14 protein-coding genes and 1 pseudogene are annotated in these 15,958 nt (G+C 45.5%); 14 read left to right on the top strand and 1 reads right to left on the bottom strand.

The annotated features are described in order from the left end of the window. Window positions 1–6 precede the first annotated feature (6 nt). From serC to cysM, 14 genes and pseudogenes are all read left to right on the top strand, one after another. A complete protein-coding gene (serC, locus tag DXE37_RS02785; protein WP_114636504.1) occupies window positions 7–1,104 on the top strand; it encodes a 3-phosphoserine/phosphohydroxythreonine transaminase in 1,098 nt (365 codons plus the stop codon). After that, on the top strand, window positions 1,104–2,183 hold the full coding sequence (gene pheA / locus DXE37_RS02790) for a prephenate dehydratase (RefSeq protein ID WP_114636505.1): 1,080 nt from the start codon (window positions 1,104–1,106) through the stop codon (window positions 2,181–2,183). The genes serC and pheA overlap by 1 nt, the downstream gene beginning before the upstream one ends. Window positions 2,184–2,236: 53 nt before the next feature. Further along, on the top strand, window positions 2,237–3,361 hold the full coding sequence (gene hisC / locus DXE37_RS02795; protein WP_114636506.1) for a histidinol-phosphate transaminase: 1,125 nt from the start codon (window positions 2,237–2,239) through the stop codon (window positions 3,359–3,361). Window positions 3,362–3,376: 15 nt separating this feature from the next. Further along, a complete protein-coding gene (locus tag DXE37_RS02800; protein WP_114636507.1) occupies window positions 3,377–4,258 on the top strand; it encodes a prephenate dehydrogenase in 882 nt (293 codons plus the stop codon). Continuing rightward, window positions 4,258–5,586: a 3-phosphoshikimate 1-carboxyvinyltransferase gene (gene aroA, locus DXE37_RS02805; RefSeq protein ID WP_114636508.1), complete on the top strand. Its 1,329-nt coding sequence runs from the start codon at window positions 4,258–4,260 to the stop codon at window positions 5,584–5,586. Before DXE37_RS02800 ends, aroA begins: the two co-directional genes overlap by 1 nt. Window positions 5,587–5,590: 4 nt before the next feature. Then, the gene (gene cmk, locus DXE37_RS02810; RefSeq protein WP_114636509.1) at window positions 5,591–6,253 is read left to right on the top strand and encodes a (d)CMP kinase; all 663 of its coding nucleotides are present in this window, start codon (window positions 5,591–5,593) and stop codon (window positions 6,251–6,253) included. Between the two features lie 136 nt (window positions 6,254–6,389). Beyond that, window positions 6,390–8,063, top strand: coding sequence for a 30S ribosomal protein S1 (rpsA, locus tag DXE37_RS02815; RefSeq protein WP_114636510.1), 1,674 nt, complete (start codon window positions 6,390–6,392; stop codon window positions 8,061–8,063). A gap of 52 nt (window positions 8,064–8,115) precedes the next feature. Further along, a pseudogene (locus DXE37_RS02820) lies at window positions 8,116–8,454 on the top strand (integration host factor subunit beta); the annotation flags it as partial. 69 nt (window positions 8,455–8,523) lie between these two features. Then, window positions 8,524–9,735: a lipopolysaccharide assembly protein LapB gene (gene lapB, locus DXE37_RS02825; RefSeq protein WP_114636512.1), complete on the top strand. Its 1,212-nt coding sequence runs from the start codon at window positions 8,524–8,526 to the stop codon at window positions 9,733–9,735. Between the two features lie 64 nt (window positions 9,736–9,799). Further along, on the top strand, window positions 9,800–11,164 hold the full coding sequence (locus DXE37_RS02830) for a UDP-glucose dehydrogenase family protein (RefSeq protein WP_114636513.1): 1,365 nt from the start codon (window positions 9,800–9,802) through the stop codon (window positions 11,162–11,164). A gap of 32 nt (window positions 11,165–11,196) precedes the next feature. After that, a complete protein-coding gene (rfaE1, locus tag DXE37_RS02835; protein WP_114636514.1) occupies window positions 11,197–12,126 on the top strand; it encodes a D-glycero-beta-D-manno-heptose-7-phosphate kinase in 930 nt (309 codons plus the stop codon). Further along, complete coding sequence (gene rfaD / locus DXE37_RS02840) at window positions 12,123–13,142, top strand: ADP-glyceromanno-heptose 6-epimerase (protein ID WP_114636515.1); 1,020 nt, start codon at window positions 12,123–12,125, stop codon at window positions 13,140–13,142. Before rfaE1 ends, rfaD begins: the two co-directional genes overlap by 4 nt. A gap of 89 nt (window positions 13,143–13,231) precedes the next feature. Continuing rightward, window positions 13,232–13,672, top strand: a complete 441-nt coding sequence (locus tag DXE37_RS02845; RefSeq protein WP_231971002.1) for a ComEA family DNA-binding protein — start codon at window positions 13,232–13,234, stop codon at window positions 13,670–13,672. 25 nt (window positions 13,673–13,697) lie between these two features. Continuing rightward, the gene (gene cysM, locus DXE37_RS02850) at window positions 13,698–14,612 is read left to right on the top strand and encodes a cysteine synthase CysM (protein WP_114636516.1); all 915 of its coding nucleotides are present in this window, start codon (window positions 13,698–13,700) and stop codon (window positions 14,610–14,612) included. Window positions 14,613–14,625: 13 nt separating this feature from the next. On the opposite strand, the gene DXE37_RS02855 is transcribed toward cysM, so the two are convergent. Then, window positions 14,626–15,879 carry a lytic murein transglycosylase gene (locus tag DXE37_RS02855; RefSeq protein ID WP_114636517.1) on the bottom strand — a complete coding sequence of 418 codons (1,254 nt, stop codon included), beginning with the start codon at window positions 15,877–15,879 and terminating at the stop codon, window positions 14,626–14,628. Window positions 15,880–15,958: the final 79 nt, after the last annotated feature.

Raw genomic sequence — 15,958 nt, forward strand, 5'->3', positions numbered from 1 at the left:
CACCTTATGACTTTTGACCGCCGCATTTTTAATTTTGCTGCGGGACCCGCTACCTTACCTGAAGAGGTATTGAAGCAAGTTGCTGATGAGATGTTGAATTGGCGTGGTCTCGGTACTAGCGTGATGGAAATCAGTCATCGTAGTAAAGAATTCATGGAAGTGTATGAAGAGGTTATTCAAGACCTTCGTACCTTGATGAATATTCCTGACTCCTACGAAATTTTGCTTTTGCAGGGCGGTGGCCTTGGTCAAAATGCTGCCATTCCCATGAATCTGATGCCCTTGGCAAAGAATGGCCCTAGGGCTGATTTTATCGTTACTGGTGTTTGGTCAGAAAAGTCATTTAAAGAGGCCCAGAAGTATGGTGTAGCAAACTTAGCAGCCTCTTCTTCTGCTGAAAAATTTAATACGATTCCAGCAAGGTCTTCGTGGCAGTTATCAAGCGATGCAGCTTATGTGCATTACTGTGCTAATGAAACCATTGGCGGCGTGGAATTTCCGGATGTGCCAGATGTCGGCAACATTCCATTGGTTGCAGATATTTCTAGCAATATCCTTTCCAAAGAAATGGATGTTACTAAGTGCGCAGTATGGTTTGGTGGTGCACAAAAAAATATTGGTCCATCAGGTGTAACGATAGTGATCGTTCGCAAAGATTTAATTGGCAATAGTATGGGTATCACTCCCACGATCTGGGATTGGTCTGTGCAATCCAATACCCAATCCATGATTAATACCCCGCCAACGTTTTCAATCTATATGGCTGGCTTGGTCTTTAAGTGGTTGTTGAAGCAAGGCGGCGTGAAAGTGATTGAACATCGCAATCAAGAAAAAGCTGATTTATTCTACAACTTTTTAGATCAAAGTAGCTTGTATGAGAATCGTGTTGCTAAGGAATATCGCTCACGCATGAACGTCACTTTTTTCCTCAAGGACGAGAGTCTGAACGCAGAGTTTTTGGCGCAATCGAATGCGACAGGCTTAGTGGCTTTACGTGGTCATAAGGCTGCTGGCGGTATACGTGCCAGCATCTATAACGCAATGCCAATTGAAGGTGTAAAAGCCTTGGTTGAATTCATGCGCGACTTTGAAAGGCGGGTTTAATGAGTACTGAAGAACAGCGCCTAGCTCCTTTGCGGGAAAAAATTGATGCATTGGATGCACAGATTCTTGATTTACTAACGCAACGCGCCAGAGCGGCGCAAGAGGTTGGTCATGTCAAAGGTGGATTTGCTTCTCCAGTCTTTCGTCCAGAGCGCGAGCGCCAAGTTGTAGCGCGTCTTCAAGAAATCAATCAAGGCCCATTGTTGCCCGATGGCATTGCTGCAATCTGGCGTGAAGTGATGTCAGCATGCAGGGCCTTAGAGGCGCATCAAACGATTGCTTACCTTGGTCCAGTAGGAACATTTTCTGAGCAAGCGGCACAAACCTATTTTGGCCATTCGATAGCTGGCTTGCCATGCGCAAGTTTGGATGAAGTGTTTGAAGTGGTGGAGAAAGGGGCGGCGCAATTTGGCGTTGTTCCGGTTGAGAACTCCAGCGAGGGCGCTATCTCACGCACATTAGATTTGTTATTAGACTCGTCCATGCGCATTAGTGGCGAAGTGGTTCTGCCGATTCGTCATCATTTGTTAACGAAGAGCGGTAATTTGGATGGGGTCACAACAGTCTGTGCTCATGCCCAGGCACTAGCACAGTGCCAGCAATGGCTAAGTACGTATGCCCCCCAATTAAAGCGTCAAGCCGTAAGTAGCAATGCAGAAGCGGCACGTTTAGCTGCTGAGGATGCTACTTTGGCTGCAATTGCAGGGAATCCTGCGCAAGAAGTATATGGCTTGCAAGCTGTTGCTGCGCAGATTCAGGATGATGCTCATAATCGAACCCGTTTTGTCGTAGTAGGAAACTATGCTTGTCAATCAACCGGAAAAGATCAAACTTCTTTGGTACTCTTGGTTGATAACCAGCCAGGTGCGGTCTACCGTTTATTAGCACCCCTAGCTAAGCATGGGGTGTCAATGAATCGCTTTGAATCCCGCCCTGCACGCAAAGGAACTTGGGAATATCACTTTTATATCGATATCGCTGGTCATGCAGATGATGAGAAGGTGGTGAAAGCACTTGAGGAGTTAAAAGGGGTTGCTGCTTTCTATAAGAATTTAGGTTCTTATCCCCACTCTGCTTAAGTTGGCAAAAGATTAAAAAGATCAATTAAAAAATATATTTAGTAAAAGTTCGAATGACATCAAAGATTGGCTTAAAACATATTCACGCAATTGCCCCCTATGTTGGTGGTCGACCAATTAGCGAAGTAGCGCGTGAGTATGGTTTGGATGAAAGCAAGATTGTGAAACTGGCTTCCAATGAAAATCCTTTGGGGATGCCAAAGTCTGCGCAAGACGCCATGCTTAGAGCGGCTAGTGATTTGGGTCGTTATCCGGACTCCAATGGATTTGAGCTTAAAAATGTACTTGCAGCACGCTTAGGGGTTCCAACTGATTGGATAACCTTGGGTAATGGCAGTAACGACATCCTAGAATTAGCCGCCCGTGCTGCCGCGCAGGCAGGCGATGAAGTGATTTTTTCTAATCATGCTTTTGCTGTTTATCCGCTCGCTACTCAGGCTATTGGTGCTAAAGCAGTTGAAGTTGCCGCAACCGATGCTTATGGTCATGACTTACCAGCGATGGTAAATGCAATTAAAGCATCTGGTGATAAAGCTAAGCTCGTGTTTGTGGCTAACCCAAATAATCCAACTGGAAGTTATTTGACTGCCAAAGAGATTGAGGATTTTTTAGTGGCAGTGCCATCCAATGTGGTGGTTGTCCTTGATGAAGCCTATAACGAATACCTTTCCCCAGAGCAACGATACGATGCCATTGCATGGGTAAAGCGTTTTCCTAATATGATTTTGTCGCGTAGCTTCTCAAAGGCTTATGGCTTGGCTGGTTTGCGTATTGGGTATGGTATTGCCCAGCCCCATCTCACAGATTTGCTTAACCGTATACGTCAACCATTTAACGTGAATAGTCTTGCTCAAGTAGCAGCGATTGCGGCATTTCAAGATCAAGAATTCTTACAACAAGGGTTTGAGTTGAATCGCGCTGGCTACGAGCAACTAACACAGGCTTTCGATGAATTGGGTTTGAGGTACTTACCTTCCGCTGGCAACTTTGTGTTGGTTAAGGTTGGTGATGATGATCAAGCGGGCGTACGCATTAACCTAGAGTTGCTTAAGCGCGGCATTATTGTTCGTCCTGTCGGTAATTATGGCTTGCCACAATGGCTACGTATTTCAATTGGCTTGCCAGAAGAAAATGCGGCATTTATTGATGCGTTAAAAGCAGTCCTTAATCAACAATAAGCTAGCAGATTGTTGATGACTATTATTAATCCCGCAAGTAATTACGGCACTGTCATCATCGTAGGGGTTGGCTTGATTGGTGCCTCCTTGGGTTTAGCGCTTAAACAGGCTGGTGTTGTTAATAGAGTTTTAGGCGTCGGACGCAGTAAAGAAAATTTAGATCAAGCGCAGAAGATGGGGGCGATTGATACGGTTGTGGATTTGGTTGAGGCTGCCAAACAATCTGATGTGATTGTCCTTTGCGTGCCGGTTGCGCAAATGCGCGCTGCATTTGAAGTGATGGAGCCTCATCTTGAGTCGCGCACCATGATCACAGATGCGGGCAGCACTAAGGGCGATGTGATTTTGGCTGCAAAAGAAGTGCTGGGCAAAAAAGCGTGCCAATTTGTGCCGGCGCATCCGATTGCAGGCGGTGCACAATATGGTGCAAGTGCTGCTAAGTCAGATTTATTTCAAGGTAAGCAAACTATTATTTGTCCCTTACAAGAAAACTCTCCTGAAGATACAACTTTGATTACTGGGTTTTGGGAATCCGTAGGATCGGTAGTAAAAAAGATCGGTAGCGTAGAGCACGATGCGATCTATGCTGCTGTATCTCACTTGCCACATATCCTGTCTTATGCCTTGATGGCTAGCGTAGTGAACTCAGAAGATGCAGATCAAAAGTTGAGTTATGTTGGTGCTGGCTTTAAGGACTTCACACGTATCGCTGCCTCTAGTCCTGAAATGTGGCGTGATATTTGTTTGGGAAATCGCACGGCTATTTTGAAAGAGCTCGATCAATACCTTTTGATCGTCAATCATATGCGTAAGTTGATTGCCGAAAGCGATGGCGTTGGATTAGAAAAATTATTCAATAAGGCCAGTAAGGCACGTCAAGATTTGGATGTGCTTTGATGGGCGGTTTACCAGATGTCAGAGTTGGACCGCTGAAACGCGCACATGGTTCCATTGTGTTGCCGGGCTCCAAAAGTATTTCAAATCGCGTACTTTTATTGGCAGCACTCTCATCGGGAACCACAACGTTAAAAAATTTGCTAGATGCAGACGATACGCAAGTGATGCGCAATGCTTTGTGTCAACTCGGATTAACGGTTACTGATCAACTCAATCAAGTCTGCGTAGTTGAGGGCTGCGGTGGCAAATTTCCAGTTCAAGAGGCTGACCTCTTTTTGGGCAATGCTGGCACTGCGATGCGCCCATTAACTGCCGCTTTAGCAATGCAGGGTGGTAATTACCGTTTATCCGGCGTGGCACGTATGCACGAAAGACCGATACGAGACTTGGTTGATGGATTTCGCCAAGTGGGGGCGAAGATTGAATACGAATTACAAGAAGGCTACCCACCGATCAAAATATTAGCGGCGGATATTCAAATTCAGAATGTAGTTAAAGTACGCGGAGATGTATCAAGCCAATTTTTAACTGCATTACTCATGGCATTACCTTTAGTGGCAACCGATCCTATCCGCATTGAAGTGATAGGCGAGTCGATTTCTCGTCCTTATATCGATATCACTTTGAAATTAATGGCCCGTTTTGGCGTGAACGTCGCATGTCCTGATATGCAATCGTTCATTATTCCTGCAAAAACATCTGATGCTGTTTACAAGAGTCCAGGTCAGCTATCGGTAGAGGGCGATGCTTCATCTGCATCATATTTCTTGGCTCTTGGAGCTATCGGCAGGGGCCCAGTAAAGGTTCTAGGTGTTGGTAACGACAGTATTCAAGGGGATGTCGCATTTGCTGATGCTCTTGCTTTAATGGGCGCCAATATTTCCGCTGGTGAGGATTGGATTGAAGTGTCTGGCGTGAAAAATGCAAATGGAAAACTCAATGGCATCACGCTTGATTGCACTGAAATTCCAGATGCAGCAATGACGCTTGCAGTTGCAGCGTTGTTTGCTGATGGACCAACCCGCTTAAACAATATAGCTAGTTGGCGTGTGAAAGAAACTGATCGCATTGCAGCGATGGCAAAAGAGTTAAAAAAAGTTGGCGCAATCGTGGAAGAGGGTGCCGATTACATTGTTGTTCAAGCTCCCGCCTCACCAAATGACTGGAAGTCGCCGAGCGAAGGTATTGATACTTACGATGATCATCGTATGGCGATGTGTTTTTCACTTGCTGCGTTTGGTCCGAATGCACTCAAGATCAACGATCCCAACTGCGTGGCTAAAACTTTTCCAACCTACTTCACAGAATTTTCCAAGGTAGTGAACTAAGTTCATGGGCCCTTTTCTAGTTATTACAATTGACGGACCCACCGCTTCAGGTAAGGGTACGGTTGCCTCCTTGGTGGCAGAAAAGTTGGGATTTCATTATTTGGATAGCGGAGCGCTTTATCGCTTAGTTGCTTTGGCTAGCGAGAAACAGGGCGTAGACGTCAAAAATGGCTCAGAGTTAGGCCTTTTAGTTCCTAAGCTATTGATTTCATTCAAAAATAATCTAATTTTTCTCAATGGCGACGACGTTACTGAGGCTATTCGTACAGAAAGCATCGGTTTGAGAGCTTCTGCTTTAGCTGTTCATCCAGAGGTGCGGTCTGCTTTGGTGGGGCTGCAACGTAGTTTTCGCCAATCTCCAGGTTTGGTGGCTGATGGCAGGGATATGGCCAGTGTCATCTTTCCAGATGCGGTTTTGAAGGTTTTCTTGACTGCAACTGCTGCAGCTAGAGCCGAGCGTCGCTATAAGCAATTGATAGCTAAGGGAATTTCTGCTAAACTTGAGGACTTGCTGCAAGATTTGCAGGAGCGCGATGCTAGAGACAGTAGTCGAGGCGCCGCACCCTTGTTGGTTGCAGATGGTGCAAAAGTGCTTGAAACATCAGATTTATCGATTGAACAAGCCGTTAAGACAGTTTTAGATTGGTATCAATCTTCAATGACTTAGTTTTGTATGTAGTTGGCTGTAGGTAGTAGTTTTGGTGTCTTAAGAAACTCCACAACGCGATCATTTCATAAGCGTGTTTCTTTAGGGCTTTTTAACCTAACCCGTCAGGCCTTCTGGCGGCACAAAGTGAATACACATGTCTGAATCATTTGCAGAATTATTTGAAGAATCATTAACCCGTTCGAATATGAAGACCGGCCAAGTTATTTCGGCTGAAGTTCTTCGCATCGACCATAACTTCGTCGTTGTTAACGCCGGCTTAAAGTCTGAAGCGTTTATTCCTGTTGAAGAATTCCATAACGACGCTGGCGAGATTGAAGTAGCTCCTGGCGATTTCGTTTCTGTTGCTATCGACGCTCTTGAGAACGGCTATGGCGACACCATCCTTTCCCGTGATAAAGCAAAACGCTTAGCTTCATGGATGAATTTGGAAAAAGCGCTCGAGCAAGCTGAGATCGTTACCGGTACCGTTACTGGTAAGGTTAAAGGCGGCTTGACTGTCATGGTTAACGGTATCCGCACATTCTTGCCTGGATCACTCGTTGATACACGCCCAATCAAAGACACCAGCCCTTACGAAGGTAAGACGATGGAGTTCAAGGTTATCAAGCTCGACCGTAAGCGTAACAACGTAGTGTTGTCACGTCGTGCAGTGGTTGAAGCTAGCCAAGGTGAAGAGCGCGCTAAGTTGATGTCTAACCTTAAAGGAGGTGCAGTGGTTACTGGCCTCGTTAAGAACATCACTGATTACGGCGCATTCGTTGACCTCGGTGGTATCGATGGCCTCTTGCACATTACTGACTTGGCATGGCGTCGTGTGCGTCACCCAAGCGAGATGTTGACTGTTGGTCAAGAAGTTACCGCTAAGATTTTGAAATTCGACCAAGAGAAGAACCGTGTTTCACTCGGCGTGAAGCAGCTTGGTGATGATCCATGGGTTGGCATCGCTCGTCGTTACCCACCGAATACTCGTTTATTCGGCAAAGTAACTGATTTGACTGACTACGGTGCATTCGTTGAAATCGAATCTGGTATCGAAGGTTTGGTACACGTTTCTGAAATGGATTGGACTAATAAAAATGTTGCTCCAAGTAAAGCAACTGCATTGGGTACCGAAGTTGAAGTAATGGTTCTCGATATTGATGAAGACAAGCGTCGTATTAGCTTAGGCATCAAGCAGTGCAAAGCAAATCCATGGGAAGAGTTTGCACGTTCACAGCGAAAAGGCGACAAGTTGTCTGGCGCGATCAAGTCTATTACCGACTTTGGCGTGTTCATTGGTTTGCCTGGCGGTATCGACGGTTTAGTTCACCTCTCCGACCTCTCGTGGAATGAGCCAGGCGAAGAAGCTGTTAAGAAATACAAGAAAGGTGATGAAGTTGAAGCCACTGTATTGGCAATTGATGTTGAGAAAGAGCGTATCTCTCTCGGTATCAAGCAATTGTCTGGCGACCCTTTCAATAACTACACATCCGTTAACGACAAAGGTGCTCTAGTTACTGGTACTGTGAAGGCGGTTGATGCTAAGGGTGCAACAATTCACTTGGCTGATGAAGTTGAAGCTTACTTGCGCGCTTCTGAGATCTCAACAGATCGTGTTGAAGATGCACGCAATGTATTGAAAGAGGGTGATAGCGTTACTGCAATGATCATTAATATTGATCGCAAGTCACGCGTTATCAATCTTTCAATCAAGGCAAAAGACAGCTCTGATCAACAAGATGCAATGAGCAAGCTCCAAGGTGATGCGCAGTCTGGCACTACCAATTTGGGTGCTTTGTTAAAAGCAAAATTGGATAATCAAGGCTAAATCAATATCGCTGTTCTCCATTAGGAGGGTGGCGATTTTTTATTGATAGATCATGACAGATCAAGAGCAACAAGCTATTACCCGCTCCGAATTCGTGGAGAGCCTCGCGGAACAATTTCCGCAGCTTTTACCTAAGGATGTTGAGTTGGCAGTAAAAACTTTGCTGGATACCATGACTCATGCCTTGGCAGAGGGCAAGCGAATCGAATTACGCGGCGTGGGAAGCTTTGTACTTCACTATCGTCCTGCGCGTACTGGTCGCAATCCAAAGTCTGGCGAGAAGGTCTTAATTCCAGAAAAACGCGTTCCGCACTTTAAGCCTGGTAAAGAGTTGCGTGAGCGAGTGGATTACAATCCTTTAAAGCAGGCGGGCCCCAAAGAGGGTTCTGGTGCCTAAGATTCAGGCTAAACCTCAGTGGTCCATTCGGGCGGCCATTTTTTTATTTAAATTCAGCGCGCTATGATTCAGATAGCCACGTCTTGGTTATTGCTTCTGTCAGTCATGTTTGGCATAGGGTGGCTGGCCTCGCGTTGGGATTTACGTCTTGAAAATCGCATGGATGAGCGGGAGCGCATGCGACAGCAGCGCTCAACCTTTAAAGGTTTAAGCCTCTTATTAAACGAGCAACCTGATCAAGCAATTGAAACTCTAGTGAAGATTGCCCAATTAGATCCAGAAACCATCGAATTGCATTTTTCTCTGGGTAATTTATTCCGTCGTCGTGGTGAGACTGAGCGCGCCATTAAAGTTCATCAGCACCTTGCTAATCGGGATGATTTAAAGCCGCGTGATCGTGATCATGCTGCCTATGAACTGGGGCGTGATTTCTTGCGTGCAGGCTTACTTGATAGAGCTGAAGCCTCTCTCAATCGCGTTGGTGATGGCAAGTTTGCTGTGCCTGCAAAAGAAAGTCTTTTGGAGACGTATCAAGTAGAACGAGATTGGAAAAAAGCCATCATCGCTGCTACCGAGCTTGAAAGTCTGCAAGGGAAATCATACCATACTAAGATTGCCCAATTCCATTGTGAATTGGGGCAAGATGCATTGCGTCGCAAGGATCTAGGTGATGCAGAGCAATCGATAGCAAGGGCGTTGCAGGCTGTTCCTAATCATGCTCGCGCTTTAATTTTGCAGGGTGATTATTTAATGGCGGTAGAGCGCCCAGCCCAAGCAATCGAGGTTTGGAGTTTGGTTGCAGCCTCTCATCCTGCTTATATGCATTTATTAGCTGATCGGTGGATGGTGGCTCATACCGCTTTAGCTAAAGAAAATGAAGGACTTGATCGCCTTTGTGATTTGCTCAAGACTCAAGCTTCAGGTGAGCTCTTGGATGTTGTTCACAAGCAGATTATGAAAATTCGAGGACCTCAGGCAGCAAATGCCATGTTGTTCGAAGTAATGCAGCATTCTCCAAGTTTGAGTGCTTTATCTAAGTTAGCCGAAACCCGTTTGGCCTTAGAAGAAGGTAGCGCCAATCCAGAAAGACTCATGGAATTGCAATCTATCTTGAGTCTATTGCGGCAGCGTACTACTAGCTTGGCTCGTTACACTTGTGGTAATTGTGGCTTTAGGGCGCGAAGATTCTATTGGCAATGTCCAGGATGTAATCGCTGGGAGGCATATTCACCACGACGTAGCGAGGGGTCTGCTCCTAGCGGTCCTTCGATGTAATTAATTAAAGAGTCATGATTTTTATGTTTAATGTCGGTAGCACTAAAAACTTTTTGGAGAATCATTGAAAGTCACCATCATTGGCAGCGGTTATGTCGGTCTCGTTACAGGAGCTTGTTTTGCTGAGCAAGGTAATAATGTATTTTGCGTAGACGTTGATCCTAAAAAGATTGAGATTCTTAACGCTGGCGGCGTGCCGATTTATGAACCCGGCCTAAAAGAAATGATCGAGCGTAATAGAGCGGCTGGCAGACTTCAGTTCTCCACTGATATTGCTGCCTCTGTTGCTCATGGCGACATACAGTTCATTGCGGTAGGCACTCCTCCAGATGAAGATGGCTCCGCAGATTTGCAGTATGTTGTCGCAGCAGCTCGAAATATCGGTCGCTATATGACCACCCCCAAGGTCATCGTTGATAAGTCAACCGTACCAGTAGGCACTGCAGATAAAGTCTCTGACGCCATTACCGAGGAGCTGGAAAAAAGAGGTCTATCTGCAGAATTGTGTTCGGTTGTCTCTAACCCTGAGTTTCTGAAAGAAGGTGCTGCGGTAGAAGACTTCATGCGTCCTGACCGTATTGTGATCGGTACAGAAAGTACCCCTGCTGGTTTACGTGCCAAAGAGCAAATGCGAAAACTTTATGCACCATTTAACCGCCACCATGAGCGTACCTATTACATGGATGTGAAAAGTGCGGAGATAACAAAATATGCTGCTAATGCGATGTTAGCTACGCGCATCTCCTTTATGAATGAGTTGGCCAATTTGGCGGACTTAGTAGGTGCGGATATTGAAGCGGTTCGTCAAGGTATTGGATCAGATAGTCGGATTGGTTACGGCTTTCTATATTCAGGTACAGGCTATGGCGGCTCATGTTTCCCAAAAGATGTGTCAGCGTTATCAAAGACCGCTAAAGAGCATGGTCGCGATCTCAAAATCCTTGATGCCGTCGAAGCTGTCAATGAGTTGCAAAAATATATCTTGGTAGAGAAGATCGAAAAGCGCTTTGGTAAAGATCTGAAGGGTATGAAGTTTGCTCTGTGGGGTTTAGCATTTAAACCCAATACAGACGATATGCGTGAAGCGCCTAGTAGAGTCATTATTGCTGAGCTGGTAAAGCGTGGCGCAAAAGTAGTGGCATATGACCCAGTTGCCATGCCAGAGGCTAAGCATGCATTGGAAATAGATTTTAGGAACAATCCTGAAGGTCTTAAGCAAGTATCAATGACCGATGATCCGATGTCCGCTCTAAACGATGCTGATTCCTTGGTAATAGTGACTGAGTGGAAGGTTTTTAGAAGTCCTGACTTTGATCTGCTGATGCAAAAACTGACTCGCCCCATCATTTTTGATGGACGCAATCTATATGAGCCAGCCTCTATGCAAGAATTAGGCGTTGAGTACTATGGCATTGGACGACATAATTAAAGAAGATTAAAAAAGTAATAGAAAATACTTACATGGAAAAAGCCAACCCAGAACAGTTCTCCAAAACTCGCTTACTAGTAGTGGGGGATGTCATGCTGGATCGCTATTGGTTTGGTGATACCAATCGTATTTCTCCTGAGGCGCCCGTTCCGGTTGTGCAAGTAGGTAAGATTGATGAGCGTTTGGGCGGAGCAGCCAACGTTGCCCGTAACGTTGCTGCGCTGAAGGCCAACACTACTATCTTAGGTATTGTTGGTAATGATGAGTCTGGTAAACGTGTGGTTGAGTTGTTAAAAGCCGGTGGCGTTGATAGCCAGTTAGAAATTGATGCAGATGTGCCAACGATTGTGAAGCTGCGCGTGATTGCCCGTCAGCAACAGTTAATTCGTTTGGACTTTGAAGAGGCTCCTAGTGAAAAGGCGCTAGCCCATAAATTAGAGCGTTTCGAAAAATTGGTTGGTGATGCAGATGTGGTGATTCTGTCTGATTACGGCAAGGGTGCTTTAGGTCAAGTGGCTCATATGATCGAGCAAGCTAGAGCCCAAAATAAAATGATCTTGGTTGATCCTAAGGGCGAGGATTACGAAAAATATCGCGGCGCCACTGTTTTAACCCCGAATCGTAGTGAGTTACGTCAAGTAGTTGGTAAGTGGAGTAGCGAAGAGGGCTTAACTAATAAGGCTCAAGAACTCAGAAAATCCCTTGATCTAGAAGCTCTACTATTAACTCGTTCTGAAGAGGGTATGAGTCTGTATACCGACGCAGGAATGAGTCATGTCAAAGCGCAGGCACGTGAAGCCTTTGATGTTTCTGGTGCCGGCGATACGGTGATTGCAACGCTTGCCGTGGCACTAGCTGCTAAATGGCCGTTAGAGAGGGCTATGGCACTTGCAAACCGTGCTGGTGGCATCGTCGTTGGTAAGCTTGGAACTGCAACCGTTACTTCAGAGGAATTACAGTGACTATTATCGTAACTGGCACGGCTGGATTTATTGGTGCCAATATCGTTCAAGCCCTCAACGCTCGGGGAGAGAAAAATATTATTGCGGTCGACGATCTACGTCCTGCAGATAAGTACCGTAATCTAGCGGATCTTGATATCGTCGATTATCTCGATAAAGATGAGTTTTTAGATGCATTTAGAAGTGGTCGCCTCGGCAAGATTAAGGTAGTTTTTCATGAGGGCGCATGCTCTGATACGATGGAGACTGATGGTATTTTCATGATGGCGAATAACTATCGCTACACCATGGATTTGCTCGATATTTGTACAGAGCAAAAAGTGCAACTTCTCTACGCTTCCTCTGCAGCTACCTATGGTGGCTCTGATGTTTTTGTAGAAAGTCGTGAACATGAGAAACCTCTCAATATTTACGGGTACTCTAAATTTTTATTTGATCAGGTGATGCGTAAGCGCTTCGCTGAAAATGCAAATACTGCACAAGTAGTTGGTTTTCGTTATTTCAATGTCTATGGGCCTCGTGAGTCACATAAAGGGCGTATGGCCTCAGTCGCGTTTCATCAATATCATCAATACAAAGCCAATGGTTATGTAAAGCTATTTGGTGAGTACGGTGGCTATGGCCCTGGCGAGCAAAGTCGTGATTTTGTGTCTGTTGAAGATGTGGTGAAGGTCAACCTATATTTTCTAGATCACCCAGAAATCAGCGGCATTTTTAATCTGGGTAGCGGTCGCGCGCAACCTTTTAATGATGTAGCTCATGCGGTTGTCAACGCAATGCGTAAGTTAGATAAAGCACAATCAGTTAGCCTAGTCGAATTGGCAAAAGAAAAAACCATTGAGTACATTCCTTTTCCGGATGCGCTCAGAGGAAAATACCAGTGCTTTACACAAGCCGACCTTACTAAACTGAGGGCTGCTGGATACACAGAACCCTTCCTAAATGTTGAGCAGGGTGTAGGCAGATATATAGAGTGGTTAGAGGCTAATTCTGGTTTCTTAGCTAACCCCGTGTAAGTCAGTCAACGTAACAAATATCTCCTCGTTGTAAACGATCCACGCGCACTTTGTGTCCATGGATTTTTTTTATTTACATAGGAGAGTAGATGACTCAATATTTAATTTTAGGTAGTGCGCAGAATTTACTAAAAGCTGTAGCTGTGACGTTATATGTTTCTGGTTCTGGAGCGGTGTATGCTACCCCCATTAATGTCAATATGGTCACTCAAACTGAGCTGGAAAGCATCAAAGATATTGGATCCTCAAAAGCAAAGACAATTATTGCGGAACGATTAGATGGCGGGCATTTTCAGGATGCCAATGATTTGCAAAAACGAGTGCGTGGCATAGGGATGAAATCTGTCGAGAAAATGGTGGATAACGGTCTAACTATTGAGGCGCCGAGTTCCTTTCGGGAGCCAAATAGACGTACTAAAAAAGAGGGCGCGGCTTCTAGCCGACGCAGTTCTCGTCATCAGACTAGAGTGCTCGCAATCAGCCGGAGCGTACGGGAACAAGTCGCCGAAATTAAGCCCTTGCGTGTATGAAGTGGCTTATGGCTAAAATGGTTTTATGAGCACACCTTCCTCCTACCTTACTATTTCCCAGACAGTAGGCAATACGCCTTTAGTACGATTGCAGCGTATTCCTGGTCTAGAAAATGAAAATCGCAATAACGTGATTTTGGGTAAGTTAGAAGGAAACAATCCAGCCGGGTCGGTTAAGGACCGACCTGCGCTGTCGATGATTTCTCGAGCCCAAGAATGTGGCGAAATTAAACCTGGTGATACGTTGATTGAAGCGACGAGTGGCAATACGGGAATTGCGTTGGCGATGACAGCAGTCATGCTTGGCTACAAAATGATTTTAGTCATGCCTGAAAATCAAAGCATTGAGCGACGTCAAAGCATGGCCGCTTATGGGGCCGAATTAATCTTGACGGACGCTTCAGGGGGCATGGAGTTTGCAAGAGATTACGCCCTGCAGCTCCAAAAAGAGGGGCGGGGCAAATTGCTCGATCAATTTGCTAACCCTGATAACCCTAGAGCGCACATAGAAACTACTGGGCCTGAAATTTGGCGTGATACGGATGGGCAGATTACTCATCTTGTTTCCGCTATGGGGACGACAGGAACGATCACTGGCGTATCCACTTTTCTCAAGTCGATGAATCCCGAGATACAGATCGTTGGGGTCCAGCCTGAAGAAGGCTCCCAAATTCCTGGAATTCGTAAATGGGCGCCAGAATATCTACCAAAAATTTATCAGGGCGATAAGGTGGATCGCGTTGAATATGTTTCTCAGGCGGATGCAGAAGAAATGACTCGTCGTATGGCGGTTGAAGAAGGCATATTCTGTGGCATTTCAGCTGGAGGAGCCTTGGTGGCGGCCCTCAGAATAGCGCGTCAAGTTGAAAATGCTACTATTGTTTTTGTAGTATGTGACCGTGGTGACCGCTATCTATCGACAGGAGTTTTTCCTGCTTAAGCTTTAGCAAGGATCAACTAGGCTTCCCATTTTTCTTAGAGTGAGTCTTCTTAGACTTTGATTTTTCGGTACTCGTTTTGCTATAGTTAGTTTTCATCGGAGTATCAACGGGTACTACACTTTGATTTTTATACCCTAAAGCTTCAGCAAACTCAGCAACACTTTGCGCATAAAAGTAACTGCGGTTGTATTGAACGATCGTCAGGAAGTTATTTAACCCAACAAAATATTGCACTTGGTCCATACCTTCTTTATCAGGGTAGGGCAAGTCGACGATGAAGGCTTTGCTCTGAGGTTCTACTCCGCCACTTTGAAGGTCACCCTGTTTCTTGGTTAAAATGCCCTTATCAATAAGTTCTTGAACAGTGAATTTCAATTGAGGTTCACCATTGGCCAATTCTTTTGCAGCATTGATGCCATTTGCTTGAACTGGAAAAGAAATGGGCATCCCAGGTTGCCAGCCATGTTTCTTCATAAAGTTAGCAACGCTTGCAATAGCGTCTTTGGGGCTTTGTCTGAGATCGATTTGACCGTCTCCATCACCATCTACTGCGAAACTTCGAATGCTGCTGGGCATAAATTGGGGCAGCCCAATGGCGCCAGCATATGAGCTATTTTGGTTTAAGCAGGCATTAAAGCGAGTGGCATTGACTCCCTGAGTGCTGTATTTAGAGGGCAGCCTGCCGCCTGCCTCAGCCCAACACATGAGGATCAGGTCCTTGAGTTGATCCTTAAATAACTGCTCTCGGGCTAATTTATTGGGCGTTTCTGGGTAACTAAAGGCAAGGGTGGATAAAACATCTTTAACCCTGAAATTACCAGTTTGCCGGCCATAGATCGTCTCAATCCCAATAATGGCCACAATAATTTCAGCGGGCACGCCCGAGTCTTGCTCAATTTGACTCAAAAAGGCCTGATTTTGCTCCCAAAAGGCTTTGCCAGCTTTTAGTCGAACCGGTTCGATGAAGCGTTTTCGGTAGGCTAGCCAATTCTTTTTAAAAGTGCCCGATGGGGGTAATACCAATTTCCGAATCGATGGAATCGTTTTAGCATCTGAAAAGCCCGATTCTAGGCTTGGGAGAGGGATTTCTTGATTTTGGGAAACCTGGCTCAATAGCTCGTTGAGGTTTTGGCTAAAGTAAGCCTCCGAGACTGAATCATTGGTCTGGTTTACGATGGGTTGCTGAGTTTGAGTTGGCTGAGTTGGGGTGCTGGTGCATCCAATCAGTGTGATTGCAAACAATAGGTGGGAGACGCGAAAGCTCATGCGGAAGGCGGTGGGTTTTTGGGAATTAAGCACGTTTTATTAGATTATAAAAATTACAAATTTGCTATTGAGGATTTTG

The organism is Polynucleobacter necessarius (assembly GCF_900095205.1).
Lineage (GTDB): Bacteria > Pseudomonadota > Gammaproteobacteria > Burkholderiales > Burkholderiaceae > Polynucleobacter > Polynucleobacter necessarius_E.